Source organism: Clostridium sp. DFI.1.208 (genome assembly GCF_024463855.1).
Taxonomy (GTDB): domain Bacteria; phylum Bacillota_I; class Bacilli_A; order Erysipelotrichales; family Erysipelotrichaceae; genus Clostridium_AQ.
Genome location: NZ_JANGCA010000053.1, coordinates 1 through 26,600 on the forward strand (window position 1 = coordinate 1; position 26,600 = coordinate 26,600).

The window sequence follows — 26,600 nt, forward strand, 5'->3', positions numbered from 1 at the left end:
GCTGAGTGCGTTCTGCAGGGATGAGCAGGATCTGGAGGAGAAGCTGCGCTACTGTGGGGAAAAGGATATCCGTCTACAGGTGAAGGATGCGCGGATATCCCCGGATGTATATCTGGACATCCTGTATCTGATGAAGCGAGAGGAACGAAAGAAGCGGGAGGAGCTGAAGAAGGCGCAGTATAAGGGGATCGTGAAGGCACTGGAGAAGAAGAAAGAGGGAGCGGGGAGCTATGGAAGACCGCGTGCGAGTCTTCCGGAGGACTTCAAGGAACAGGTGGAATACTGTCAGAAGAACCATATCCCGCTGGAGACCTACCGCAGAAGGACCTCACTGAAAAAGGCGACCTTCTATAAATATGTGAAGGTGCTGCAGGACGCAGATTGCTAGATACATACGACAGGAAATGAGCAGGTGCTGTTTGCTTCCTGTTTTTATATGGCAGCGGATATGGTTTTTTGACGATAAAACAAATTGCATACGATAGGTACTTCGCCTTTTTTATTTTTGATGGATGTGATAAAATAAGGCAGGAAAGTGGTGAGAATATGCTGATATCAGTAGAGCATCTGAGCAAGCGCCAGAATATAAAAGAAATTGTCAACGATGTAAGCTTTGCAATCGAGGACCGTGATAAAATTGCATTGATTGGAGTAAACGGAACAGGGAAAACAACCCTGCTGCGTATTTTAGCAGGTCTGGAAACCTATGAAGAAGGAACAATTACCAAGAAAAGCGGACTGCGCGTATCCTATCTGCCACAGGATCCTGTCTTTGATGAAGACGATACCATTCTTCATCAGATTCTGTCGATGGATAAGGAAATACAGGAATTTGAAGCAAAATCAATACTTGGAAAGCTGGGGGTTTCAGACAGCTCTTTGAACATTTCACATCTAAGCGGAGGACAGAGAAAGCGGGTTGCTCTTGCAAGAGCATTGCTGAAGCCCTGCGATCTGCTGATTCTGGATGAGCCGACCAATCATCTGGATAATGAAATGATCGAATGGCTGGAAACCTATCTGATTCGCTATGCCCATGCATTGATCATGGTAACGCATGATCGTTATTTTCTTGAGCGTGTATGCAATTCCATGATGGAAATTGACCGCGGCAGTATCTATACCTATCATGCAAATTACTCTACCTATCTGCAGGAAAAGGCAGAGCGTGAAAGCATACAGGCCGCACAGGAGAAGAAACGTCAGAACATTCTTCGTAAGGAGCTGGCATGGATGCGTGCCGGCGTGCAGGCAAGAGGAACGAAAAGCAGAGAACGCATGGAACGGTTTCACAAGCTGAATGACATGGAGTCTGTAAAAGAACAGGGACAGGTCGTACTGGATACTATGACATCACGGCTCGGCAAAAAAACGATTGAAATCAATGATATTTCAAAAGCTTACGGAAATCATGTACTCTTTCAGAATCTGAGCTATACGCTGACGAGAAATGATCGAATCGGAATCCTTGGACCAAATGGCTGCGGAAAGAGTACGTTGCTTCATATACTGGCTAAGGATATGGAACCGGATCATGGCAGCGTTGTGTTTGGTGAAACGGTGAAGCTTGCATATTTTCGTCAGGGCTGTGAGGAAATGGATATGTCACAGAAGGTGATTGAATATATTCGTGACAGTGGAAATGAAATCCGAACATTGGAGGGAACCTATAGTGCATCCCAGATGCTGGAGCGATTTCTGTTTGACTCCAGAATGCAGCATACACCCATCGGTAGACTATCCGGTGGAGAGCGCCGTCGGCTGTATCTGTTAAAAATTCTGATGCAGGCACCGAATATCCTGTTCCTGGATGAGCCGACCAATGATTTGGATATCCAGACATTGCAGATTCTTGAGGACTATCTGGATAATTTCAACGGGGCTGTGATCGTTGTTTCTCATGACCGTTATTTCCTGGATCGTATTTGTGATAAAATGTTTGTATTCAGCAACGGTGGTATACAGCAGTTTATCGGCGGCTACAGTGCCTATATGGAGTTGGGAACGGCAGCTAAAGAGAAACGGGAAAAGAAAAAGGTGGAGCGTATACAGCAGCTCCCGCGTATGAGCAGTAAGGAAAAGCAGGAGCTGGAGCATATGGAGGAGGATATTGCGGTACTTCAGGAACAGCTGGATCAACTGAATACGGAAATGAATACTGCAGGTGATGACTTTAAGAAACTACAGGAGCTGGCAGATCAGCGAGATGCGCTGGAAGCGAAAATGGAAGAGAAGATGGAACGCTGGATGCTTCTGGAGGATAAAAAGCAAAAGATCGATCAGGCAAGAGGGAAGTGAAAAACCAAGTCGATAAAGCAGTGATGTGTAAGACCGGTAGTATCTGCCGGCTTTTTTTGTTTACGTAATATTGATGCACTTTTTTCATTATACACGTCTAAGAAAAAAGGGAAGCTACAGGCTTATTTCCTGTAGCTTCTTTTCATTGAATAAAAAATTTACACACGTTTCTTGACGACCAACTCTCTTTTCATGAATATTAGCTTTACACTTTGATAAAATCGGCCTGTTTTGAGGTGATATTTCGTATACAGCTGCTATGAAAAAACTGTTTTCATAAACAAAAACAGTTTGTTTGTTGCTTTGTATGTATTATTTGTTGACTGCAAGCTGATTCTTCAGTTCCTGTAAGGTATCACAGGTAAATAACAGACTGGAAACAAGGTCGAGCTGTTCCATTGTCAAAGAGCATAGCCATATTGAGCAGTCTTCATGATATTTACTTTCCATTAGTCGATTTAACAGCAATCGCTCACCTTCTTTTTGTCCCTGTTCAATTCCCTGCTTTATTCCCTGTTCAACCCCCTGTTTGATTCCCTGTTCAAGTCCTTGCTTGATTCCTTCTTCAACACCATCTTCAAAGCTATCCAAAATAGCATTTTTTTCGCGCTGTTCCTGTATCTGCGTTGCCATTGCTATCGACCAGAGGTCTTCCGCATCATGAAATTTCCTGTACTTTTCCATAACCTTCTTCACCAGCCTTTCCTCTGTTTTTAGTATACCATCTTCATCATTATTTTTAAACAGGTAGCATAATTGTTCAAAGTCATTCAGTTTCTCAAAACCTTTACGCTTGACGATTGCATTTATTTCTGGCAGATAGATGTAAATTCTCCTCATCAAGCTTCGCTTACTTTCTACTTCGCCTTCCTCATTTCTCATCTGATAGGCATCAATCAATTTCCTGGTATGTTCGGCGTAGGAATCGAGAAAGATGATTTGATAAACAGGAAGAAGCTCATAATACTTTTCTCCGTTATCAAGCTGATTCGATAGCATTCTGGCACCATACAGTTCAAAGCGCTTCAATTCTGATTTCTTTGAATAGGTAGTCTGCATTTCGATTCCATATTCTCTACCTTCACTGTCCTTCACACGGATGTCCAACACCATTTTTTTCTTTTTGAGAATAACAGGATCCAGATTGGGGTTTAATACGGTGCTTTCTTTAGGATGAATCCCTGTCACTCGTTCAATAATGGTGTTACGGATAAAAGCCGCATCTTCATCTTCTGTTCCAAGAGCGAACTTAAAGAAAATATCGTTGTCATAGTTAAGTCGTTCTTCCACCTCCTCTATTTTCATATCTTTGTTTCCTAATACATCGTTTGTAAGCATAGTATTCACTTCCTTTCGTATGCAGTCTTATGCTTTACACTACTACATACGTAAAGAAACGGCAAAACTCCTAAAAATTAGATAAATTTCTTTATATATTTAACATTTTTTTGTTTTCAACCGGCATTATTGTCTACGGAAGAACATCTCTTCTGCTCTTTTACCAGATTGCAATCCAGTATCTTTCTTTTATGGACTATGAATTTACAATAGTTTTTTATGCATAGATAGCTGATTAGTCCGTTCTTTTCCTGCCAGAAAACGAAGGATGAAAAGGAATTTCAGTCCTGTAATTCGTAAGGGATACACCTTGATGCGTATTGAGCAAATAATATGAATAGTAATGTTGGTGAAAGCGTTAAGAAACGCTATTTGCATTGCAGTCAGCTCTGATTGAAAAAAACGGTCAGATTTTACGAGGACCCGCGATTATGTTATAATTAAATCCCAAAGGAAGTGGTTTATCTTTGAAATCGGATGTGTTATACCGGACAGCGAAGAGAAAATTCCTGGATGCCCTGCCGGACATTCTTTTCTTTTTGTTCTTGTTTTATGCGATATTAGTTTTATTTGGTGTTCAGTATGTGATTGTTGTATCCTTCATAACCCTGCTGTATAAAATACGAAGGAAGAGAAAGCAGACACCGCGCAGATTACTGATCATGTTTCTAGTGCAGATGGCATTGAGTGTATTGGCGTTTTTAGCTTCTCATTCTCTGGTAGCCTGTGTGCTATTGAATATCACCGTGCCCTTTCTTCTTGTTTTTCTGCAATCCTCACAGTTCAACCAAAAGGGATACATGGCAAGTGCTATGGGCTTTGTCTTTCTGCAGCTTCGCCCTATCCCCTATACTGATTTTATGACTTATCTGCTGGTCATGGCAGGCTCGCTTGGCTTTGCGGTATGCTGCTTGCTGATATCCTCCTACGGGCATCGCAGGCAGGATGACTATGCGTTGGCTCGGAAAGGGATAGCGCTATTGCGGCAGCAGTTGGATGCCTGTCTTAACCAGAACGCGGCTTTGATGCAGTGGGAAGAGCTGGCGAATATTCAGAGAATGCTCTATAAACAGGCTTATCAGAGCCGTGGCTTCACCTATATTGCGACAAAGGAGGGAAGACTGCGCTATCTGTTTGCATTACTGCTGCAGCGAAGCAGTTATTTCCTGGAAAATATTGATCAAGTTCATGTGTGCAGTGAACAGCAGCAGGTGCTGCTGCAAAGATTCGTGCAGTTTCTAAAGCATGCGGATACTTTCAACTGCACCGATAATACGGCACTGCAAAAGGAAGGGCAGCTGCTGTTTAGCGCCTGCCGGAAAAAGCAGGATGCGGTTTCCCTGTTTCTGCATAATTTTCTGCAGCTCTTTCTACAGATTCTCAAGGATTTGCAAGAGAATAAAAAAGAAGCAGTTCATCGGGAATGGAAGCTGCCCGAAGAGCACAGACTTCGTAACCGCCTGCGCATGGACAGCTTTGAATTTCGATTCGCAAGCCGTCTTTCTCTTGTTTTGCTCCTTGGTTTTTTGTTTGCCCGTCTCTTTCAGCTGGATCACTCCTACTGGCTGGTGCTGAACGCATTTCTGCTGCTGCAGCCGATGTATGAGGAAAGCGCCTATCGTCTGAAAACGAGATTTATCGGAACGATCCTCGGCTGTACGATTATTTATCTGGTGCTTCCACATATTCCCGGCATAGAAGGCCACTTCTTATTTGCAAGTATAGTGGTATCATTGATGTATTGTGCAACACCCGGCACCTGGATGCAGGCGATGTTCTCCACCTGCTTTGCGATCACGCTGACATCGCTTGCCATGCAGGAAACGATTGCCATAGAGATGCGTCTTATTTATGTAGCCGCTGCTATTATTCTTGTACTGGTGATTAACCGCTTCTTTTTCCCTACAAGCCGCAGCGGTCTGTTTCATGCGAATATGAAGCGGATGTTTCATCTGCAGCATTCCTACCTGCGCATCCTGCAGGCGAGTCTGCATGCCCCGCTGGATTACGGTATTATTATGGATGCCTTGACGAGCTTTCATATGGTGTATGACCAGATTCTGGAGTATTTGCAGGGCAGCAAGGAGAATATTGCGCTCTATCGTCATCTGCTTTCTGCATTCTGGCATATGAGTGTGGAGATGGAACAGCTGATTTTCGCCGTACAGCATGCTGCTTTATCAACGGAGCAGGAGCAAACCGTACAGACATTTCTTCGCATCTGCGATGTGATGATTCAACGATGTGAGGTGGGAAAGGCTGTGCAAAAGAGGAATGCGGACTTTCTTACAGGAATGTATGAGGACGAGCTGCATCAGCTCATGCAGCGCTATTATCGGCATGTTTCAGATATCAGCAGTATCTGCTTATCCAACCAGCTTTGAGAGAAGAGGGTAAGACTTCTCTACTTTTCTTCTAAGCAGCTCAGGATCGACAGGCAGCTAGTGTCTGCATAGCGCGTTTTATGTAGTACAATTTGATTTTCTGCTTTTTATGCGTTTGTCAGGCTCCTGCTTTTGATCACCTTTCATTGATCTCTGTGATTGCGATTCATCAACGCTTCAGGCTACAAGGTGTATACAGTCTCCTGTATTTTCATATAGTATTGGTACATGTGCAATACTTATGCTGTGAAAAGCTGTGATACCCACGTGATAATAAATGTTACAAGATATTGAAATATAAGCAAAAATAGATTACAATAAGAGTGTAAAAAGGTTACATTTATTATAAATAAGCAAAGGGATTATCGGACATATGCCGCCAGACGGTATATGTCTGGTTTTTGTTTACGGGGTTATATCAAAAAGATAACATAAATAGAATCAGCAGCGGGATGAAGGGATGATATGTATATGTCACAAAAACAGGGGCAGCTGCAACAGCTGAGCAGTGATCTTGTCCGTCTTTTCTTTGAGGAACATGATTGTAGAAAACTTAATGAATATCTCTGTGAGGATATTTCCCTGATTGGAACACACGAAGCAGGAAGCATACATTGTGTGCAGGAGGTGCGGCGTGTGCTGCAGGATGTCTGTAACAGTCCTTCTGCCTGTGTAAAGCTTCAAAACAGCCAGTGTGAAATCATATATCAGAAGCAGGGAGCTGCTGTTGCGTTGTATTCCTGTATACAGTATTCACAGGCACAAAATACCTCACAGCCTTTCCAGCTTACACTTGTTTGGGAAAAGGAGACAAAGGGCTGGAAAATTTGCCACATGCATTACTCTTATGCTGCGGAAGCTGTACAAAGGGATGCAGGTGCTGACAGCCGGACATCAGCGATGCTTCCTATACATAAGCAGGATACCCTGACACAGATTTTCAATCTGGAGGGCTTTGTGGAAGCGGCACAGGAAATCCTGCAGCATACCGATCAGCAATTTGCGCTTTTTAAATTCGGTATCAGTGACTTTCGCTTTATCAATCAGATTCACGGCTATGCGTTCGGGGATGATGTGCTGAAATGCATTGCCCGCAATCTGAAATTCTTTTGTCAGGAGGATGAGCTTTGTGCACGCATAGAAAAGGATACGTTTGCGGTACTTCTTCACTTTACAGACAGTGATGCCTTTCATAATCGTCTGCACCGCATCCGGGAGAAGCTGCTGGATGCGAGCATTGCCGCCTGTTTAAAGCATCCTATCCAATATATCGGAGGCGTGTACCTGATTAAGGATGCGTGTGGGGAAAGCATCAAATCCATGCTGGACAAGGCGGTACTGGCGATGCAGTATGTGGAGCGTAATAGCCGAATCAGCGATTTCCTCTATTTTGAGGATTGGATGCTGTATCAGAAAAACCGCAGCAGTGAATTGCTGGAAGAGGCAGTAAAAGCAATGCAGGAGGATACCTTTCAGCTCTACATACAGCCGCAATTTCAGCTCAGTGATGAAAAAATCATATCCGGTGAAGCACTGTCCCGCTGGTTCCTGGAGGATGGCAGCTGTGTCCCGCCGGATGAATTTATCCCGCTTTTTGAAAAGCATGGAATGATATCAAGCTTCGATTTCTATGTTTTGCATAAGCTTTGTAAGCTCATGCGGCAGTGGATGGACGCCGGAAAACAGCTTTTACCGGTCTCCGTCAATCAATCCCGTCTGCATATAAAGGAAGAGCACTATCTTCAGAATTTCTGTAATATCGTGGACTCCTATGCAATACCGCATGAAATGATTGTTTTTGAGCTGACGGAATCGGCGTTTACAGATTGTGCAAATGACCTTCAGGTCTTTATGAAAAATATTCATGAGGCAGGCTTTCAGATAGCTATTGATGATTTCGGTACCGGATATGCCGGAATCGGTATGCTGAGTCAGGTGGATGCGGATATACTAAAGCTTGATAAAGGGATGCTGAATGGCATCAACACGGATCGCCGGCAAATGACGATATTCTGGAAGATTATTGAAATGGCGCACAGTATCGGTATGCAGGTCATATGCGAGGGAATTGAAACAATGGAACAATTTGTTGACCTGAAGATGCTGCGCTGTGATATCGGACAGGGGTTTCTGGTCAGTCGCGCAATATCAGCCGATGAATTCGCTGCGAAATATCTCGCATAACACAAAATCCGTTTCCTGTCTTGTTTTCCTAGCAGAAACGGTTTTCTTTTACCGTAGAATGCGGTAGAATACAGATAGGTGATAATATGGTACAAATTGGAAATGACTGGGACGAGCTGTTAAAGGATGAATTTCAGAAAGAGTATTATCAAAGGCTGCGTGTTTTTCTGGCAAGAGAATATAAAACACAAACGATATATCCGGATATGTATGATATATTCAATGCCTTGCGTTATACAGCATATAAGGATGTAAAGGCTGTGATTCTGGGACAGGATCCTTATCATGGACCCGGGCAGGCACATGGTCTTTGCTTCTCGGTGAAAAAAGGGGTGAATCCACCGCCTTCCCTTGTGAATATCTATCAGGAGCTGCACGATGATGTAGGCTGCAGGATTCCGCAGCACGGGGAGCTGACAAAGTGGACAAAGCAGGGTGTGCTGCTGCTCAATACCGTGCTGACGGTACGCAGAGGGCAGGCGAATTCCCATAAAGGGAAGGGCTGGGAAATTCTTACCGATGAGATCATACGCAAGCTGAATGACCGTGAGCAGCCTATCGTATTTTTTCTGTGGGGAAGAAATGCAAAGGAAAAGAGTGCAATCATTACAAATCCGGCGCATCTGATTCTCAGCTGTCCGCATCCAAGCCCCTTCAGTGCTGATTATGGCTTTTTCGGATGCCGTCATTTTTCAAAGGCAAATGCCTTTTTGCAAGAGCACGGACAACAGCCGATCGATTGGCAGATTGACTGATTCCTCCTTAAACCTGATCATGCCACTATTGATAGATGAATGAATACAACGTATGAATACGGGTTGGCTGCATAGGCCAGCCTGTTTTTTTACAAGCACAAAGGAAGCTGATCGGGAGGTGGTACGGCTGTGACAGGATGGTTTCTGCTGTGGTTCCTCTGTTTTCAGCATTGTCTGTGGTATTTGAAATATCAGCCGGGGTGTATTTCAAATAGGGTGTATGGTTCTAGGCATGCTATCATAGAGCAAGGAAGGGGCGTTTTTGATAATCAGAAGCCTTCAGCTTGTTCCTTTTCTTGTCCGCAGCAGTGATATGTATCATTTGGAAATCCAGTATCCTCAAGAGCATTTTCATTACGTTATAGCGGTGTTACGCTGTCTACAAGCAGTTTCAGCTTAAAGCATGAATGCTACATTCTCACGCACAAGCCCAGCCTTACTGTAGAAATAAAAAAATCCTGTATTTGATTTTTCTCAAACACAGGATAGTGGTATTGCTTATGAACGGGAGCTGGCAAGCTTGCGCTGGCGCTCACTGGCAAGAGCCTCGCCATCTTCCTTTGCAAAGCGTTCACTTAAACGCGCATTGCTCAGCATCAGCTTTAATCGGTTTTCCTGATTGACCTTTGTCGCACTTGGATCATAATCCACCGCAACAATATTCGCCATCGGATATTTATCCTTAATTTTTCTGGTCATACCTTTGGCAACGATATGATTGGGAAGACAGCCAAACGGCTGACAGCAAACGATGTTATGCACACCACTTTTGATCAGTGTAACCATTTCACTGGTCAAAAGCCAGCCCTCACCCATCTTGGTCCCGCGGTTGATGATTCCTTCACTGTTTTCGATAACCTCCTGAAAGGTATCCGGGGCACGGAAGGTTCCCTGCTTCTGGATTGCGGTAATAGCTTTCTTCTGCATATTTTGAATCAGCTTATCCGCCATCTGAATGAAGCGATAGCTCTTTTTATTGCGGCCGTAGTACGCGTGATCGATCAGCGAATTTTCAAGGCAGTAAAGACCAAAGTCAAGAACACCGCTGACAACGGGCTCACAGCCCTCACGAATTAGGAAGTCCTCCAGCTCGTTATTGCCTAACGGGGCATACTTCATATAGATTTCACCGACGATTCCCACCTGAATTTTCGGCTTCTGACTTCTTGGCAAGGCAGCGAAATCATGCAGTATTTCCTGATAGTTATGCTTCATCCGCATATAGGACAGGGAGTCAAACTGCGCGGTGATCGTATCGATCCAGGTGGTTACCAGCGCATCCGTACTGCCCTTTTCTAATTCATACGGCTTGCACTGATTTTTGATCCACATCAGCATATCTCCGTATAAAAATGCATATAATAATCTCAGCAGCATCTTAGGAGTTAGCTTGAAGCCGCTGTTTTTTTCCAGCTGAGAAAAATTGACGGAAATAACCGGAACATGCGCAAAGCCGGCCTGAACCAGCGCCTTACGCAGAAGATGGATGTAATTGGAAGCACGGCATCCGCCTCCTGTCTGTGTAATCGCCAGTGCGATATGTTCAGTATCATACTTTCCGCTTTTTAATGCATCGATCATCTGACCGATTACCAGCAGGGCAGGGTAACAGGTATCATTGTGCACATTCTTTAAGCCTTCATCAATGATCTGCTGTCCCTCTGTTTTCAGGATTTCCACATGATATCCTTCCTTGCACAGAATATTGCGCAGAAACTGGAAATGAATCGGCAGCATCATCGGTACAAGAATCGTATGTGTTTTCTTCATTTCCTTTGTGAATTCTACATGTGACATGCTCATCCCTCCCTTTCTTCCATGGCAGCCAGCAGCGAACGGCAGCGAATCTTCACCGCGCCGAGGTTGTCAACTTCATCGATTTTAATCTGTGTATACAGCTTGCCGTTGCGGCGAAGAATATCCTTTACCTCATCTGCGGTAATCGCATCGATTCCACATCCGAAGCTTACCAGCTGTATCATTTCCATATGCTCCTGCTGCGCCACATATTGTGCGGCATTGTACATGCGGGAGTGGAAGGTCCACTGGTTTAAAACGTGAACGCTTGGCAGCACGGACTGCTTCGCGATACTGTCCTCACTGATAACGACAAATCCCAAATTGTTTAACAGTCTGTGAATGCCATGATTGATCTGCGGGTCTACATGGTATGGACGTCCGGCTAGCACAATGACATCCCGGTGATTGCGTCGAGCGAACGCTATGGCATTGCGCCCTTCCTCCTGCACACGGTCCTTGAACTGCTGATAGGCGAAATAGGCATGGTTGCTGGCAGCCTGTACATCCTTGAAGGGAATATCCATCTGTTGGGCTTTAAAGTATTCAAACATCCTTTGATCAAAGATACGCTTATCCTCCAGATATACGTAGGGGTACAGGAATTTTACATGTTCCAGATTCATATTTCCTTCCACAACCTCAGGATAATAGGCTACGACCGGGCAGTTGAAGTGATTGTCTCCCATGTCCTCATTGACGTTGTAGGTCATGCATGGATAGAAAATTGTCTGCAGTCCCTTATCGATGAGCGACTGAATATGACCGTGTACCAGCTTGGCAGGATAACAGATCGTATCGCTTGGGATCGTGTGCTGTCCAAGGGAATACAGGGCCTTGCTGGAACGATCGCTCAAGACGACCTCATAGCCCAGATTCGTAAAGAAGGAATGCCAGAAGGGCAGGTTGTCATACAGATTCAAAACGAGCGGGATACCGATTTTTCCCCGAATACCGGGAACCCCCTTCAGCTTCAGCAGCTCCTCATATTTATAATCATACAGATTCGGCAGCTTTTCCTTGTTGACCTTTCCGCTCACCGGTCGCTCACACTTGTTGCCGGCGATATGCTTTGCCCCATCCGCAAAGGTATTTACGGTCAGATTGCAGTGATTGGTGCACAGTGCACAATGAAAGGCCTTGGAGCTGTGGGTAAAGCTGTCAACCTCTTCCTTTTTCAGAAGAGAGGAGGCAGTGGCTTTTTTCTCCTTCGCAATCAATGCGGCACCATATGCCCCCATCAGATGGGAAATGCTTGGGCGAATGACGTTTCTTCCAAGCTCCAGCTCAAAGCTTCGCAGCACCGTATCATTCAGAAAGGTTCCTCCCTGTACAACGATCTGCTTTCCGATATCGTCCGGACTCTTGGCACGTATAACCTTATACAATGCATTTTTTACAACACTCATACATAAGCCGGCAGAGATATCCTCCATGCTGGCTCCGTTTTTCTGTGCCTGCTTGACACTGGAATTCATAAAGACCGTACAGCGCGTTCCAAGATCCACCGGATGCTTGCCGGCCAGCCCCATGCGGGCGAATTCCTGAATGTCATAGCCCATGCTTTTTGCGAAGGTTTCAATAAAGCTTCCGCAGCCACTGGAGCAGGCTTCATTCAACAGAATATCATCGATCGTATTATCACGAATCCGGAAGCATTTCATATCCTGTCCGCCGATATCGATGATGAAATCTACCTGCGGGTTGAAGTAGTGGGCGGCATGGTAATGGGCAATCGTCTCCACAACACCGATATCCAGATGGAAGGCATGCTTCATCAGCTCCTCCCCATAGCCCGTTACCGCACTGTGTATGATGTGAATGCGATCCTCCATCAGGGCATAGAGCTTTGCGAGCTCCTTCTGCACGACATCTACGGGATTTCCCATATTCCCGGCATAGCTTTCATATAGAATACGGCATTGTTCATCGATCAGCACCAGCTTGGTTGTCGTACTGCCGGCATCGATGCCCAGATAGGCATTGCCCCTGTAGGTGTGGATATCACTGCGCTCTACACTGGCACTGGTATGGCGCTTCTTGAATTCCTCATAATCCTCATCGCTTTCAAACAATGGGGGAAGACCAGCTGTCTGCACCTTTTTACAGGCCATTGCCTCCATTTTTTCCAGCAGCTCCTCATAAGAGAAATCCACAGTCTCATTTGCCGCATATACGGCGCTTCCAAGTGCCACGAAATATGGGGCAAGCTCTGGAAAATTCGCTTCCTGATCACGCAGCTTCAGTGTTTCCTTAAAGCGCTCCTGCAACCCCTTTAGAAAATGCAGGGGGCCTCCCAGAAACAATACATTTCCTTCAATATTTCTTCCCTGAGCCAGTCCGGCGATACTCTGATCGACGACCGCCTGAAAGATACTGGCCGCAAGGTTTGATTTTTCACAGCCCTGATTGATCAGCGGCTGTACATCGCTTTTTGCGAATACACCGCAGCGTGATGCAATCGGATACAGCGTGGTATGCTGCAGGGACAGCTGATCCATCGTTTCCAGATCGACATCCAGCAGGGTTGCCATCTGATCGATAAACGCTCCGGTACCTCCGGCACAGGTGGAATTCATACGCTCCTCCAGCGTTCCCTGTAAAAAGATGATTTTGGCATCCTCTCCGCCAAGCTCAATGACGACATCGCTTGCCGGATAATATTTGCGCACAGCCTGTGCAGTAGCAAATACCTCCTGTACGAAAGGAAAACCTGCATCATCCGCGATTCCCAGACCCGCACTGCCGGTGATGGCAAGTGCGATTCTTTGTCCCTGTAACAGCTCCCGCAATTCCTGCAGCTTGGAAACACTCATTTCCCGTACCTTGGATTTGTGGCGCTCATAGCTCTTGTACACGATCTCATCCTGATCGTTGAGAACCACGGCCTTCAGGGTTGTGGAACCTACATCTATTCCCAGTTTATATGTCATAGGTTACTCCTTTCTCTCAAGCATTTTGAACATCGTTTCCCGCAGTTCAGGCAGGATTTCCTCAATGGAATCCGGCTGCTCGAAGAAAATAGCGTTGTAACAGACAAATCCGATGATTTCCATCATCATCAGAAAACGATTGAGTGCTTTCTTTTCTGTTTCCGTTTCCCGCTTCAGCAGCTTCAGAAAATCCGGCATGCGTTCGATATGGGCAAATACCATATCCCGATGTTCCTTTGTATCCAATATAGAAGCAATGTTTTTCTGGACCGTACGAAGCAGCTTCGGATGCTGAATATAATAGGTGATCAGCTCGTCGATAAAGGTGCGCTTCCAGCAGGTGCTGTTGGAAAGAGCAGCCTCGTAGGAGTGATTGAGGATATCGTTCATCAGACAGCCGTGCTGCTTGGTAAGAATCTGAGAAATCAGTTCCTTCTTATCTTTATAATATACATAGAACGTCCCTTTTGCGACATTTGCACGCTTGACAATCTCATTGACAGAGGTGGCCTCCACGCCCTGTTCATGAAACAAGGCAACAGCAGCATCCTGAATACGTGATCGTTTACTTACGGATTCTTCCACAAAAACACTTCCTTTATTTGTACATTTTTATAGTTTATACCTATAATGACCGCCGGTCAATAGATTTGCATCTTTTTTCAGATAGAATTCAGAAAAGTGCGGTTCTTATGAAATGTGTAACCGTTTTCTATAGAAAATTAAAATTTCCTCTTTACAATGTAACAATGTTTTGTTAATATATAGGTGTAATAAAACAATGTTACGTTAGAGGTGATACAATGGAAATATCCAAAAAGGATCTATTGAAGACGACTGGCATCTCCTATGGCCAGCTGTATCGATGGAAACGGGAGGGCCTGATTCCGGAGGAATGGTTTGTGAAGCGCTCCAGTCCAACCGGTCAGGAAACCTATTTTCCGCAGGAGAAGATTCTCAAGCGCATTCATGCCATACAGCAGCTCAAGGACAGCTATTCTCTGGAGGAGCTTGCCAGAATTCTGACACCGGAGATCAGTAACCGCCTGTTCTGTGAGGAGGATCTGGAGCATTTCGATGAGCTGGATATCGAAGTAGCGGCGGATTTCATGGATGCCATGAGCAAGGACAGCTTCGTATTTCTGGAGGTGCTTGTCATGATTGCCCTGTCGCAGGCGATGGTTGATACTGCAATTACAGAGGAGGAACGCACACATGCTGTTTCATTTTTAAGCAAACAGATGAGTGAAATGCACAGTGCGGATTATGTTTTAGAGCTTTTGCAGGCGCAGGGACACCTGTATGTACTGTTGAAAAAGGAAGACAGTGAGGTTTATCTGGATGATGCCCTTGTTGCCATACGCTCCATACACTTGAATGAATTAAACAATGCGATCAAGCTGAAATACAAGGAAACCTTTCAGTTTACATTTGATGAAGAGGAGATGAGATCATGATGACATATCGCGTAAAACGGATTCTGTGGGGACTGGTGTTCGTCGCTATCGGAATCGGCTATCTGGGAACACAGCTGGACTGGTGGGACTTTACCATATTCTTTCCCGGCTGGTGGACCATGCTGCTGATTCTGCCTGCACTCTACAGCATGCTGGATCACGGCCTGCATTTCTATAATATCTTTACGGCGCTGGCAGGGTGCTACTTTCTGGCAGATGCCAATGCGTGGATTGACGTAAAGCTTACGTATCCTGTCTGGATGGCGATAATCTGCATCGCAATCGGTCTGCGTTTACTATGTACAAGGAGGGTTCACTGGTATGAATACAGATCACATGAATACAACGATTGAGGGAATCGGTTCCATTTCCGGTGGGAAATACGGGCGTATTGATATCGAAGGAGTCGGCTCGATCAATGGGGATTTGGAGTTCGAGGTTTTAAATATTGAGGGTACCTGCAAATGCAGCGGTGATTTAAAGGGGGGCACTATGGATGTGCAGGGGGTTATGACCTGTAAAAAGGATATCCGTGTAAGACGACTGGATATCGAGGGTGTTGTGAAAAGCGATGGTATCCGTGTGTATGCCGATGAAATTTATGTAGAGGGTGTCCTGAACAATAAGGGAGAGGTGAATGCCGACAAGGTCCGTATTGAAGGCTGCGCATCTCTGAATGATCTGTTCGGTGATGATATCCGGATCAACTATGGTCATGGTCAGCATATATTCCATGGTCTGTTCGGCTTTCGGCCGGAAAAGAGAAATACGGCGCGCAATATTGAGTGCAGTCAGCTGATTGCCTGCAATATGTCCTGTCATTCCATCAGTGCGACCGAAATTCATCTGTCCAGCCATTGCCGTGTTGATCACATCACCTGTGATGGAAAGCTGGTTTATGACGATACCTGTCGCATCGGCAGCATCGACGGTGATTGTGAAAAAATTGTTAAATAGAAAAACGGCCGGTAGGGATTGCGCTTACCGGCTTTTATGGTATAATTCTTACGATTGCAGGGGATGGTGAGCGTATGAAATTGCAAAAAATTATGTATGAATATGTGTATGTTGTGATCGGCGGCTTTCTGTTTGCCGTTGGCCTGAACCTGTTCATTGTTCCACTGGATTTGTACAGCGGCGGGGTCATCGGTATGGCGCAGATCATCCGTACCGTGCTGGCGCAATATGCCCATATGGACTTCGGTCAGCTGGATATTGCCGGTATTATCAACTTTTTAATGAATGTGCCGTTGTTTATTCTGGCATATCGCAGCATTTCCAGAAAGTTTTTTGTGAAGACGCTGCTTTGTGTGCTGACGCAGACGGTGGCCTTTACGATTGTTATGATACCCTCCACACCGATTCTTGACGATGTGCTTGCGGCCTGCTTGATTGGCGGTCTGATTTGCGGCTTTGGTATCGGTCTGGCTTTGAGAAGTGGTGGAAGCGGTGGCGGACTGGATATTCTGGGGGTATATTTTACCAAGAAGTTTTCAGACTTCAGCGTCGGACGTCTTTCCAATATCATCAATGTTCTGGTATTCGGTGTCTGTGCGATTCTGTTTAATGTGACGACGGCAATTTATTCTATTATCTATACAGCCTGTATGTATCTGGTTGTCGACAAGACACACTATCAGAATATCAATATGACGGCGATGATCTTCACCAAAGAGGGAGAAGTACAGGAAAGCATTATGAAGGAAATGGGCAGGGGAGTCACCTACTGGAAGGGGGCAGGAGCGTATACGAAGACAGATACGCATATTCTTGTCACTGTGATTTCCAAGTATGAGGTAACACAGCTGAAGAAAATCATTTATAAGATTGATCCCAGAGCTTTTGTCATCTTCAATGAGGGGATGAGCATCAGTGGAAATTTTGAGAAGCGGTTGTAAATAATCGCTTTTTCTCTATGGAAAGGGAGGCTTGCTTATGCGAACCATCACAAGGGAAGAGGTGCGAAGCCATCTTTACCATGCACAGCATCTGGTTATTCCCGCAGATTCTTTACAAGCGGCGGCAGGGGTATGCGGGTTTCAGAACAGTCCTCCCGGTACGTGGCTGTGTGCGGCATTTAACCGGCTGCCCGCATGCAGTGTACAGCAGCTGCAGCAGGAACTGGATGAAGGTGAGGGCATCGTACAGGCATGGAGTCTGCGTGGGGCACCGTGGATATTTCCGCTTTCGGATGCGTCAGTGTTTCTGGATGCGCTCTGTGCAAAGGAAGGGGAGGCCTGGATTTATACAAACGGGCTGCGCTATTGTCAAAAAGAAATCGGAGTCCCCTTTTCCGTGCTGCTGGAGGAGCTGATGCAATGCCTGCAGATATTGAAGCAGGAACCCGTTGTGTCCAAGCAGCGGCTGGATCAGGTATTGGCTGCGGCTATGTACGCCCGTATACCATCTGTTCTGCAGCCTTTATGGCAAGCTGCCTCCCCATTCGCCAAAGGACAGCTGTATGGAGAAGCCATTGTCTCCTTTTTGCTGCGGCCGGCTTCCTTTCAAAGAGGTATCGTCTTCGGACCCAGACAAAAGGGCTCCCCTACGTTTACAGCCTTTCCTTTGACAGCTTCACAAAAGGATACTGCCAGTGATGCAGCGTGTCGCTCTCTGGTTTGCCGGTTTCTTCATGCATACGGTCCCGGTGATGTAAAGGGCTTTGCGAAATGGACAGGGATGGAGCTGCCGCAGGCAAGGCGCCTATGGGAACTAGCTGAGCATGAACGTACTTCTGTGATGTATCAGGGAAGAGAATATTCGATATGGAAAAGGGATACGTATGACAAGCAACAGGCAGTCGAAGCCGTAATGCTTTTGCCGCCACATGATCCCTTACTTGATCTTTGGGACCGTGATTTGCTTCTGGAGGATCGCAATTTGCAGCGCATGGTATGGAAAACGGTGCAAAATCCCGGTGTTGTGATGCAGAATGGAAGGATTTGCGGTATCTGGAGATCAAAGAAGCAAAAAACGGTGAATGAGCTGCATATCAGACTGTTAACAGACATAGACACGAAGAGCCTGCATATCTGGATAAAGGCATATGAACAGTTTCTAGGGCAGAAGATTCTGGTTGACATCAGCAGACCTTGATATGCAGATTTCGCATTTCTGTGGCTGTTAGCTGGAAGCTGAAGAAAACATGCGATTCTTCAGCCGGTTATGCTACGCTGTGCACCAGTAGCACACAGTCCCCTCCTTTGGACCTTCGATATATGTAAAAAAAGCTTCAGGTACTGGGATTCTACCGGAAGCTTTTCATAATGTGGGAATTCAAACATACTTATTTAATTTACCACAGGTACTTGTTATTGACTTTCTATCAAAATTATTTAACCTTCTTAATCATACAGGTTTTTTTATAGAAGGCGATGCCATACCCTAGAATGTCGCTATAGCCCTTTCTATGCAGACCCTCGATATACTGCTTTTCTTTAATCTGTTGTATTGCCAGCTCTGCACTCTTTTCCACATCCTCATCACGCTTTGCCACCTTTAATTCAAATAGCAGTCCTCTTTTCTTGTAATACGCCGGTAGAACGGCAAGATCCCATCTTCCAAATCCGGATTCCAGATTGGAAACAATGCGATAGCTGCCCTTCCCCTGCAGCATACCATTAAGAAATCCATGATAATATTTCTCATCATAATCAAAATAGCTCAGGGATTGAAATAACACGGTATTCAGAATTTCATTTGCTTCTTCCACATGCTCCTGCAGGAGTGCTTCTAGAAAGGATGCCTGATAGCTTTTGATTTGCTGCTTAAACCATTCTTTAAAAATGGTCGTGTAGATGTACTGAATTTCTTTATTGGGAATCATAAGCTGATAGGTGTTTGTGTCCGTTTTGCCTATAGCCTTCAGATAGCCGGTAAACAACAGGAAGCTGTATAGATTATCTGTATCATCCAGTTCCCGATATGTCAGCTCCGGTTTGATTGTTTTTTCAATCATGCCGCCGCTGGACAGGGTATCAAAATCCTGTTTCATTTCCGCATTCCCCTGCTGTATAAAACGATATATCACATCATTACCACTCGTATTTGCCCAGAAGGATTCAGGTGATTTGTTATTAGAATTGGTCAAACGATCCATATACATCAGGACACTCCATGGATTATACACATCACAGCCACCAAACTGATAACCATCGTACCATTCCTTCATATGATTCCTATACTCCAGAGCATCATATTTCTGAAGTAATATATCAATTTCATTCTGCAGAAACCCAAATTGCTGGTTTTCATCGCCATCGAAAATAGAATTTACCTTGAAGTTGTTTAGACCTGTAAAAATCGATTCTTTTGCGATCCTAAGACAGCCTGTTAATACTCCTTTTTCCAAGACATCATTTGTTTTTAGTGCAGCACTGAAAACATTTCTTAAAAATTCTACCATTTGATCATAATAGCCGTTCAGATAGGCACTTTGCAAGGGTACATCGTATTCATCAATCAATAGGATAACATTTTGATGATAATGCTGCTGAAGACACTCACAAAGGAATTTCAGCGCTGTCTGCAGGCTTACCTCGTTTTTTGTTCCCATATAATAGGCAGTAAGCAGTTCCTTGTCAATCGCATTGATCTGTTCACTTTCCAGTAATTCCTGATTTCTGCGTATGATATCACGTATGAAAATACTGTACATTTCCAATTGCTTTTCAAAGGTGGTTTGCTTCATTTCCTTTAAAGATATCATGATGACGGGATATTTGTTTAGATGCTGAGCAGCATCACACCGTTTCATAATGTTTAAGCCGTTAAAGAGATAAGCGTTTTCTTTTTGCTTAATGGAAAAGAAGTAGTATAGCGTGCTCATATTCAGTGTTTTACCGAACCGGCGCGGTCTTGTATATAAAACGACTTCTTCATGTAAGACATCATTGATAAAATCTGTTTTATCGATGTAATAAAAGTTTTTATCGATCATTTTTTTAAAATCTTCCACGCCTATCGGCAATCGTTTCATGTCATCAGCTCCTTTATTTGTATTATACCACACAGATGCAAACACAGCATACAAACCTGAAAAGATTGAAAAGGGGTAGATAATGCTGCGTGCAGATAGTACAATAAGGTTATGAAGCAATGCCTTCAGAATATAGGATATTTCCTATCGGGGAGATGAATTTATGCATATAATCGATGGAACAACCTGTCTGCGGGAAGTTGAACAGCTGATTCGGGAATATACACAGCTGCTGGGCAGGGATTTAAGCTTTCAAAAGCTGGAGGAAGAGCTGTGTGATTTGTTACGCAAATACAGTGGAACAGAGGGAAGACTGCTGGCTGCTGTTGCGGATGATGGTTGTGTTGCTGGCTGTGTAGCGTTTCATCGCCTCAGTAAGGAATGCTGTGAAATGAAGCGGCTGTATGTGAAACCGTCCTATCAGGGTCAGGGGATCGGACAGAGGCTGGTGGAAACGATTCTTTTGATTGCGAAGGACGATGGGTATTCGTGCATGGTGCTGGATACGATCGAACCCTTACAAAGCGCCATTCGCCTATATAGACGCTTTGGCTTTCAGGAAACGGAGCCGTACTATGACAATCCGATGGTGGATGTGCTGTATATGAAGAAGCTTTTGAAAGAAAGGTAGGCTATAGCACACATCACATGGATGCAAATATGAAGATTATCCAAATAAAAAAATACGTCGTATGACTTTGTGGAGCTGGAAGCTGCACAATGGTCATCGTCTCTTCCTGAAAAGAGCAGACGTATTCTTTAATGTTCTTGCGTTAGGTTGTTTACAAAGAGGAGAATTCAAATTCTATTGATAAATACAATCGTGTCATATTCTCCATGTATAATATTACAGGTACTCGTGTAGGAGCCTTTTTTATTGCAGAAGCTATTTCTTTTTTTCTGATGTATACTTTTCGTAAATGTATTTCAGACCCTTGAAGGTCAGATTACGATCATAGATATCTATCTCATCAGTATTCTTATATATGATTTTTCCAAGGCCGCCGGTTGCGATGACCTTCATGTCAACACCCAGCGCCTTTTTAAATTCCTTGATAATGTATTCGCTTTGTCCGATATAGCCGTAAACCAGACCGGCCTGCATGCTCGTTGTTGTTGTCTTCGCCAGGATACTTGCGGGTTTTTTAATTTCGATTTCCGGAAGCTTGGCAGCCTGTGTCCACATCGCCTGTGCACCGGTTTCAATGCCCAGCGTGATGACGCCGTACTCAAAGTTACCGTTGCCATCCACATAATCGAAGGTGGTTGCTGTGCCATAATCGACAACCAGACACGGACCTCCATATTCATAATAGGCTCCGGCAGCATCCACGATACGATCGGCACCGACCGCCTTTGGATTTTCCGCCTTGACAGAGATACCGGTACGAATTCCCGGCCCGATAATGATCGGCTCCTTATGCATATATTTACGGATACCGTTTAAGAAGGAATGCATGATTTTCGGTACGACACTGGATACGATAACATCCTGTATATCCTCTGGCTGTACCTTGGAGGCATTCAGAAAGTTCATCATCATGAAGCCGTACTCATCACTTGTCCGCTTCATTTTTGTGGTCAGTCTATAATTTCCAATCAGCTTGTCGCCGTGATAGATACCGATCGTTATATTCGTATTTCCTACGTCAATGACTACTAGCATTGGGATTCTCCTCTTTCTTTGCTGAGAGCAGCCAGACGTGTCAGTATCTCAACGCCTACCTCATATTTGCTCATCAGATCCAGTGTTTCGCTATGATCCTTTTGAATCAGGGTAACTACATTCGTATCTCCCTGAAAACCGGCTCCCTGTTCATGCAGGTTATTGGCTACGATCATATCACAGTTTTTCTTATTCAGTTTCTCAGTGGCATGCTTTAGCAGATGCTCTGTTTCCATCGCAAAGCCGCAGATGATCTGATTGGATACTCTGTGCTCTCCCAGCCATGCCAGAATGTCCGGATTTTTCACAAAGGTGATTTCCAGAAACTCTCCCTGTTTCTTTATTTTGTTGTCTTCCGTTTTCTGTGCACGGTAATCACCGACAGCTGCAGCCTTGATGATGATATCACAGGATGCGTATTCCTTTTGTACGGCCGCGAACATATCCTGTGCACTGACAACGTTCACGACACGAACTCCCTGCGGGGCACTTAGCTGGACAGGTCCGCTGATCAGCGTTACGTCCGCTCCCATGTCACGGGCAGCTCTGGCAATCTCATAGCCCATCTTTCCGGAGGAATGGTTGGAGATAAAGCGTACCGGATCCAGTGCCTCGCGAGTCGGTCCCGCGGTAACGAGCACGCGCTTTCCTTTAAGAAGTCCGGTTGTTTCCAATGTACGGTGAATACATTCCTCGATATGTGCAATGTCCGCAAGCTTGCCTTTGCCGGTATCACCACAGGCAAGATATCCGACCTCCGGTTCCACCAGCTCATAGCCGAGTGCTTTTGCGGCAGCCAGATTTTTCTGTGTGACCGGATTTTCATACATTCCGGTATTCATTGCCGGACAGATCACCTTGGGACAATCTGCGGCAAGAAAGGTCGTCGTCAGCATATCGTCCGCAAGACCATGCACGATCTTGGCGATTACATTTGCGGTTGCCGGCACGATGACGAAGATATCCGCACGGCGGGCGATGGAAATATGTTTGACACTGCGATCTGCCACCTTTTCAAAGGTGGACACCATCACATTGTGCTTTGTTAGTGATTCAAATGTCAAGGGGGTGATGAATTCCGTGGCATTCTGCGTCATAATGACCTCCACATCATACCCTTTCTTGATCAGATTGCTGGTCAGCTGCGCTGCCTTGAAGGCCGCAATACCACCGCTGACACCTAATACAACTGTTTTTTTCATAGTATCCCTCACAGGTTCTTTATAAGTCGTTTACTATTATAACGCAACATTCTCTGCATCACAACTGTTTCAGGGCGAAAAAAGATAAAAAATTCACAAATGAAACTTTCCTGTAGAATAGCCGTCCGTTTCGATTATTTCCATGCATTTTTAAGGAAAAGCTATTATAATATAGATAAGAAAAGCGTGAGGAGGGAGATTATGGAAATAGTAAATACGGAGGCTATGCGGAAAATGGATACAGAGGCCATTCATGAGTACGGCATTCCCGGAATCCTTTTGATGGAGCATGCGGCGATGGCGGTCATGGACTACATCCGCGAGCATGTCGCAAGAGACAGCTGCATTATGATTCTGTGCGGCCCCGGCAATAACGGCGGGGACGGCTTTGCGCTGGCCCGGCTGCTGGTGGAGGAGGAGTATACGCAGGTGAGAATCCATTGCAGTGTTCCTTATGATCGCATGAGCCATGATGAGGCAGTCTATGCCCGTATTGCGGAAAGCTATGGCATAGAGATTATGAAAACGCAGGATATGGAGCTGATTAAGCCGGCACTGGATGCTGCGGATGTGGTCGTGGATGCCTTGTTTGGCACCGGACTTTCACGCAATATTGAAGGCTTTTATGATGTTTTGATTTTATACCTGAATCTGTTGAATAAGCGCGTAATCAGTATTGATATCGCCAGTGGTGTACATGGGGATACCGGCTGCATTATGAATTGTGCTGTACAAAGCGATGTGACCATTACCTTTGAATGTCTGAAACGGGGACAGCTGTTATATCCCGGCAGCAGCTATTGCGGTGATATTCTGGTTAAAAAGATTACGCTTCCCAAGGCAGTGAAAGCCAAAATCGAGCAAAGCATTCATCTGCTGGATGAGGAAATTGTGCGCCGGTTTCTTCCAAAGCGTGAAGCCCATTCCCACAAGGGAAGCTATGGCAAGGTGATGATGGTGGGAGGAAGCTCCTATATGCATGGGGCGATTACGCTTGCGGCGAAGGCTGCCTTGCTGAGTGGCACGGGAACACTGACACTGTTTTTGCCGGATTGTATTTCCGATATCATTTCCATGAAGCTGGAGGAAAGCATGCTGCTATTGGCACCCTCCATGAATGGCAGCTTCTCCATGATTTCCGTTGACCTGTTGAAGCGCAATCTGGATGCGTATGACCTGATTACCATCGGTAATGGGATGGGGCGCGGCGAGGTAACACAGGCGATGGTGCGCACGGTATTGGAAAGTGATCGTCCGTGTGTGCTGGATGGCGATGCGCTGTATGAAGCTGGAAAGCTGCGGGAGCTGCTGCATCGTCCGGCGATTACGATCCTGACGCCGCACCCGAAGGAAATGAGCTATCTGTGCGGCTGCAGTGTGAAGGAGGTCGTGAAAGACCCCGTGCAATGTGCCATGGAGTTTGTGAACAGCTTTGAGAATGTCGTGCTCGTGTTAAAGGATCAGCATACGATTATTTGCAGCAAGGATGTTATGTATATGAACACGGCCGGCAATCATGCGCTAGCCAAGGGAGGCAGCGGGGATGTGCTGTGCGGTATTCTGACAGGTCTGTATGCGCAGGGAAAGGATGCTTTGCAGGCAGCGGCAGCTGCTGTATATGTTCATGCTTGTGCAGCTGATGAGCTACTGCATACAATGGATGCCTACAGCATTCAGCCAAGTGATCTGATTGCTGCGCTTTCCGATACGTATGGGATGCTGAAAACATAAAACTGCAAGTTCCCGCAGTGCACAGATATGTACAGAGTACACCTGCTTTGACGATTGAAAGCGATGACGGCTGTGCGTTCAGGCATTGGGCGGCAGATTTGCGTATCATGAAAGGTATTGAAAGCAGAACAAAATCGTATACGTATTCCTGTATTCTTTTGCGTAAGGAATAAGCAAGCATATAATATATTCATAAGTGCATATGCGTGCAGGAGAGCTTATGCGCTTAGGTAGAAGGAAAAGGAGGTTTTGATTTCCTTTTGTGTATGTATCGAATTTGTGAAGGTATCTGTGCAGTGGTGCAGTGCCTTTTTTCTTATATTCCCCCAGCAAAAAAGCTAGGCTGTAGCTTTCGTCTGTTGGGAATGAATTTCTTGTGAAAATATACACAAAGCGGTTGTTTTTCTTACCATTTAGGCGTAGAATGTAACTATAGAAAGGGATTTGTAAGCCCTATAAGGAGGAAATACAGACATGCAGAGATTTACATTGCCAAGAGACATGTATCATGGAAAAGGTGCTTTGGAAGCATTGAAAACCCTGGAGGGGAAGAAGGCGATCGTTTGTGTTGGCGGAGGATCAATGAGACGAGGAGGCTTTCTGGATCGTGCCGTTGCGTATCTGAAGGAAGCCGGTATGGAGGTTCGTTTGTTTGAAGGCATCGAATCCGACCCTTCGGTAGAGACTGTTATGCGCGGTGCGGATGAAATGCTTGCATTTGAACCGGACTGGATCGTTGCCATGGGTGGCGGTTCACCGATTGATGCGGCGAAAGCTATGTGGATCAAATATGAATATCCGCAAATCACGTTTGAGGATATGTGTAAGGTATTCGGTATTCCGAAGCTTCGCAGAAAAGCACAGTTTTGCGCAATTTCATCTACATCCGGAACTGCAACAGAGGTTACTGCATTCTCCATCATTACAGATTATGAAAAGGGTATCAAATATCCGATTGCGGATTTTGAAATTACACCGGATGTAGCGATCGTCGATCCGGATTTGGTAACAACGATGCCGGTCAAGCTGGTAGCACACACTGGTATGGATGCAATGACACATGCGGTAGAGGCTTATGTTTCAACAGCAAACAGCAACTTTACCGATCCGCTGGCAATTCATGCGATTGAAATGATCAAGGAGCATCTGGTGAAATCCTACAACGGGGATATGGATTCCCGTGCGGCGATGCATGATGCGCAGTGTCTGGCAGGACAGGCTTTCTCCAATGCCTTGCTGGGAATCGTCCATTCCATGGCACATAAAACAGGCGCTGTGTTCGCAGATCAGGGCGCACACATCATTCATGGTGCGGCGAATGCAATGTATCTGCCAAAGGTCATCAAATTTAATGCAAAGGATGAAACAGCCAGAAAGCGCTATGGTGTGATTGCGGATTACATGCATCTGGGCGGCTCCAGCGATGAGGAAAAGGTGGATTTGCTGATTGCGTATCTGCGTGATATGAGTGATGCCCTGCATATTCCACACTGCATTGCACAGTATGGAAAGGACGGTCTGCCGGCAGAAGCGGGCTTTGTCAGTGAAGACGTATTCCTGTCACGTGTCGAGGATATTGCGGCAAATGCAATTCTGGATGCCTGTACAGGAAGCAATCCAAGACAGCCAAGCCAGGAGGAAATGGTTAAGCTTCTGAAGTGCTGCTATTATGACACAGAGGTTGATTTCTAGTCGTTAAATAGTAGAGACAGATAAGAGCTGCGTGCTTTTACAGTATGTAAAAAGAACGGGGTAATCTAAAATAAGGTGGGGTATACAAATTATGGGGTATAGAATTACATGGGGTAAAAGAGACCCCGTAAATTGTAAAGAATTAAGAAGTGCAGAAGTCACGGAAGGACATGAGCACTTCTTTT

General features: G+C 45.3%; 19 protein-coding genes and 1 pseudogene. 13 read left to right on the forward strand and 7 right to left on the reverse strand.

The features are described 5' to 3' along the window. Positions 1-388: pseudogene (locus NE665_RS19360) on the forward strand (hypothetical protein); the annotation flags it as partial. Positions 389-546: 158 nt separating this feature from the next. After that, positions 547-2,298: an ABC-F family ATP-binding cassette domain-containing protein gene (locus NE665_RS19365; protein ID WP_117445035.1), complete on the forward strand. Its 1,752-nt coding sequence runs from the start codon at positions 547-549 to the stop codon at positions 2,296-2,298. Positions 2,299-2,610: 312 nt separating this feature from the next. Here the strand turns inward: NE665_RS19365 and NE665_RS19370 are convergent, their stop codons facing one another. Then, positions 2,611-3,636: an Rpn family recombination-promoting nuclease/putative transposase gene (locus NE665_RS19370; protein WP_233104788.1), complete on the reverse strand. Its 1,026-nt coding sequence runs from the start codon at positions 3,634-3,636 to the stop codon at positions 2,611-2,613. A 467-nt stretch (positions 3,637-4,103) separates the two neighbouring features. On the opposite strand from NE665_RS19370, the gene NE665_RS19375 reads away from it, so the two are divergent. The 3 genes from NE665_RS19375 to NE665_RS19385 all read left to right on the forward strand — a co-directional run bounded on the left by NE665_RS19375 (position 4,104) and on the right by NE665_RS19385 (position 8,959). Further along, positions 4,104-6,020, forward strand: a complete 1,917-nt coding sequence (locus tag NE665_RS19375) for an FUSC family protein (RefSeq protein WP_117444759.1) — start codon at positions 4,104-4,106, stop codon at positions 6,018-6,020. 471 nt (positions 6,021-6,491) lie between these two features. Further along, positions 6,492-8,204 (forward strand): EAL domain-containing protein, encoded by a 1,713-nt coding sequence (locus tag NE665_RS19380; protein WP_117444760.1) that lies wholly within the window; start codon positions 6,492-6,494, stop codon positions 8,202-8,204. 86 nt (positions 8,205-8,290) lie between these two features. Continuing rightward, entirely contained in the window at positions 8,291-8,959 is a 669-nt protein-coding gene (locus tag NE665_RS19385) for a uracil-DNA glycosylase (RefSeq protein WP_117444758.1), read from the forward strand. A gap of 498 nt (positions 8,960-9,457) precedes the next feature. Here the strand turns inward: NE665_RS19385 and NE665_RS19390 are convergent, their stop codons facing one another. From NE665_RS19390 to NE665_RS19400, 3 genes are read right to left on the reverse strand one after another with little or no spacing between them, the layout of a single operon-like run. Next, positions 9,458-10,762: a 2-hydroxyacyl-CoA dehydratase gene (locus tag NE665_RS19390; RefSeq protein WP_256302604.1), complete on the reverse strand. Its 1,305-nt coding sequence runs from the start codon at positions 10,760-10,762 to the stop codon at positions 9,458-9,460. Beyond that, complete coding sequence (locus tag NE665_RS19395) at positions 10,759-13,689, reverse strand: acyl-CoA dehydratase activase-related protein (protein ID WP_117444756.1); 2,931 nt, start codon at positions 13,687-13,689, stop codon at positions 10,759-10,761. The genes NE665_RS19390 and NE665_RS19395 overlap by 4 nt, the downstream gene beginning before the upstream one ends. A gap of 3 nt (positions 13,690-13,692) precedes the next feature. Further along, a complete protein-coding gene (locus NE665_RS19400; RefSeq protein WP_117444755.1) occupies positions 13,693-14,274 on the reverse strand; it encodes a TetR/AcrR family transcriptional regulator in 582 nt (193 codons plus the stop codon). Positions 14,275-14,492: 218 nt separating this feature from the next. Between NE665_RS19400 and NE665_RS19405 the strand changes: the two genes are divergently transcribed. The 5 genes from NE665_RS19405 to NE665_RS19425 all read left to right on the forward strand — a co-directional run bounded on the left by NE665_RS19405 (position 14,493) and on the right by NE665_RS19425 (position 18,242). Next, positions 14,493-15,146: a DUF4004 family protein gene (locus NE665_RS19405; RefSeq protein WP_117444754.1), complete on the forward strand. Its 654-nt coding sequence runs from the start codon at positions 14,493-14,495 to the stop codon at positions 15,144-15,146. Next, on the forward strand, positions 15,143-15,499 hold the full coding sequence (locus NE665_RS19410; RefSeq protein ID WP_117444753.1) for a hypothetical protein: 357 nt from the start codon (positions 15,143-15,145) through the stop codon (positions 15,497-15,499). Before NE665_RS19405 ends, NE665_RS19410 begins: the two co-directional genes overlap by 4 nt. Next, complete coding sequence (locus NE665_RS19415; protein WP_117444752.1) at positions 15,468-16,103, forward strand: hypothetical protein; 636 nt, start codon at positions 15,468-15,470, stop codon at positions 16,101-16,103. Before NE665_RS19410 ends, NE665_RS19415 begins: the two co-directional genes overlap by 32 nt. A gap of 74 nt (positions 16,104-16,177) precedes the next feature. Next, a complete protein-coding gene (locus NE665_RS19420; protein ID WP_117444751.1) occupies positions 16,178-17,044 on the forward strand; it encodes a YitT family protein in 867 nt (288 codons plus the stop codon). Between the two features lie 37 nt (positions 17,045-17,081). After that, positions 17,082-18,242: a crosslink repair DNA glycosylase YcaQ family protein gene (locus tag NE665_RS19425; RefSeq protein ID WP_117444750.1), complete on the forward strand. Its 1,161-nt coding sequence runs from the start codon at positions 17,082-17,084 to the stop codon at positions 18,240-18,242. A gap of 235 nt (positions 18,243-18,477) precedes the next feature. Here the strand turns inward: NE665_RS19425 and NE665_RS19430 are convergent, their stop codons facing one another. Beyond that, the gene (locus tag NE665_RS19430; RefSeq protein WP_117444749.1) at positions 18,478-20,124 is read right to left on the reverse strand and encodes an AAA family ATPase; all 1,647 of its coding nucleotides are present in this window, start codon (positions 20,122-20,124) and stop codon (positions 18,478-18,480) included. A gap of 163 nt (positions 20,125-20,287) precedes the next feature. Between NE665_RS19430 and NE665_RS19435 the strand changes: the two genes are divergently transcribed. Beyond that, positions 20,288-20,755 (forward strand): GNAT family N-acetyltransferase, encoded by a 468-nt coding sequence (locus NE665_RS19435; RefSeq protein WP_117444748.1) that lies wholly within the window; start codon positions 20,288-20,290, stop codon positions 20,753-20,755. A 255-nt stretch (positions 20,756-21,010) separates the two neighbouring features. Here the strand turns inward: NE665_RS19435 and NE665_RS19440 are convergent, their stop codons facing one another. After that, a complete protein-coding gene (locus tag NE665_RS19440; protein ID WP_117444747.1) occupies positions 21,011-21,790 on the reverse strand; it encodes a type III pantothenate kinase in 780 nt (259 codons plus the stop codon). Next, on the reverse strand, positions 21,784-22,992 hold the full coding sequence (gene coaBC, locus NE665_RS19445) for a bifunctional phosphopantothenoylcysteine decarboxylase/phosphopantothenate--cysteine ligase CoaBC (protein ID WP_117444746.1): 1,209 nt from the start codon (positions 22,990-22,992) through the stop codon (positions 21,784-21,786). Before coaBC ends, NE665_RS19440 begins: the two co-directional genes overlap by 7 nt. A gap of 201 nt (positions 22,993-23,193) precedes the next feature. On the opposite strand from coaBC, the gene NE665_RS19450 reads away from it, so the two are divergent. Next, positions 23,194-24,723 (forward strand): NAD(P)H-hydrate dehydratase, encoded by a 1,530-nt coding sequence (locus NE665_RS19450; protein ID WP_117444745.1) that lies wholly within the window; start codon positions 23,194-23,196, stop codon positions 24,721-24,723. 474 nt (positions 24,724-25,197) lie between these two features. Continuing rightward, complete coding sequence (locus NE665_RS19455) at positions 25,198-26,415, forward strand: iron-containing alcohol dehydrogenase (RefSeq protein WP_117444744.1); 1,218 nt, start codon at positions 25,198-25,200, stop codon at positions 26,413-26,415. The last annotated feature ends 185 nt before the right edge of the window (positions 26,416-26,600 follow it).

Bases quoted from the DNA above. Each gene is read 5' to 3' on its own strand.
- NE665_RS19365 (WP_117445035.1), top strand. From the start codon at position 547: ATGCTGATATCAGTAGAGCATCTGAGCAAGCGCCAGAATATAAAAGAA.
- NE665_RS19370 (WP_233104788.1), bottom strand. From the start codon at position 3,636: ATGCTTACAAACGATGTATTAGGAAACAAAGATATGAAAATAGAGGAG.
- NE665_RS19380 (WP_117444760.1), top strand. From the start codon at position 6,492: ATGTCACAAAAACAGGGGCAGCTGCAACAGCTGAGCAGTGATCTTGTC.
- NE665_RS19385 (WP_117444758.1), top strand. From the start codon at position 8,291: ATGGTACAAATTGGAAATGACTGGGACGAGCTGTTAAAGGATGAATTT.
- NE665_RS19390 (WP_256302604.1), bottom strand. From the start codon at position 10,762: ATGAGCATGTCACATGTAGAATTCACAAAGGAAATGAAGAAAACACAT.
- NE665_RS19395 (WP_117444756.1), bottom strand. From the start codon at position 13,689: ATGACATATAAACTGGGAATAGATGTAGGTTCCACAACCCTGAAGGCC.
- NE665_RS19405 (WP_117444754.1), top strand. From the start codon at position 14,493: ATGGAAATATCCAAAAAGGATCTATTGAAGACGACTGGCATCTCCTAT.
- NE665_RS19410 (WP_117444753.1), top strand. From the start codon at position 15,143: ATGATGACATATCGCGTAAAACGGATTCTGTGGGGACTGGTGTTCGTC.
- NE665_RS19415 (WP_117444752.1), top strand. From the start codon at position 15,468: ATGAATACAGATCACATGAATACAACGATTGAGGGAATCGGTTCCATT.
- NE665_RS19420 (WP_117444751.1), top strand. From the start codon at position 16,178: ATGAAATTGCAAAAAATTATGTATGAATATGTGTATGTTGTGATCGGC.
- NE665_RS19425 (WP_117444750.1), top strand. From the start codon at position 17,082: ATGCGAACCATCACAAGGGAAGAGGTGCGAAGCCATCTTTACCATGCA.
- NE665_RS19430 (WP_117444749.1), bottom strand. From the start codon at position 20,124: ATGAAACGATTGCCGATAGGCGTGGAAGATTTTAAAAAAATGATCGAT.
- NE665_RS19435 (WP_117444748.1), top strand. From the start codon at position 20,288: ATGCATATAATCGATGGAACAACCTGTCTGCGGGAAGTTGAACAGCTG.
- NE665_RS19440 (WP_117444747.1), bottom strand. From the start codon at position 21,790: ATGCTAGTAGTCATTGACGTAGGAAATACGAATATAACGATCGGTATC.
- coaBC (WP_117444746.1), bottom strand. From the start codon at position 22,992: ATGAAAAAAACAGTTGTATTAGGTGTCAGCGGTGGTATTGCGGCCTTC.
- NE665_RS19450 (WP_117444745.1), top strand. From the start codon at position 23,194: ATGGAAATAGTAAATACGGAGGCTATGCGGAAAATGGATACAGAGGCC.
- NE665_RS19455 (WP_117444744.1), top strand. From the start codon at position 25,198: ATGCAGAGATTTACATTGCCAAGAGACATGTATCATGGAAAAGGTGCT.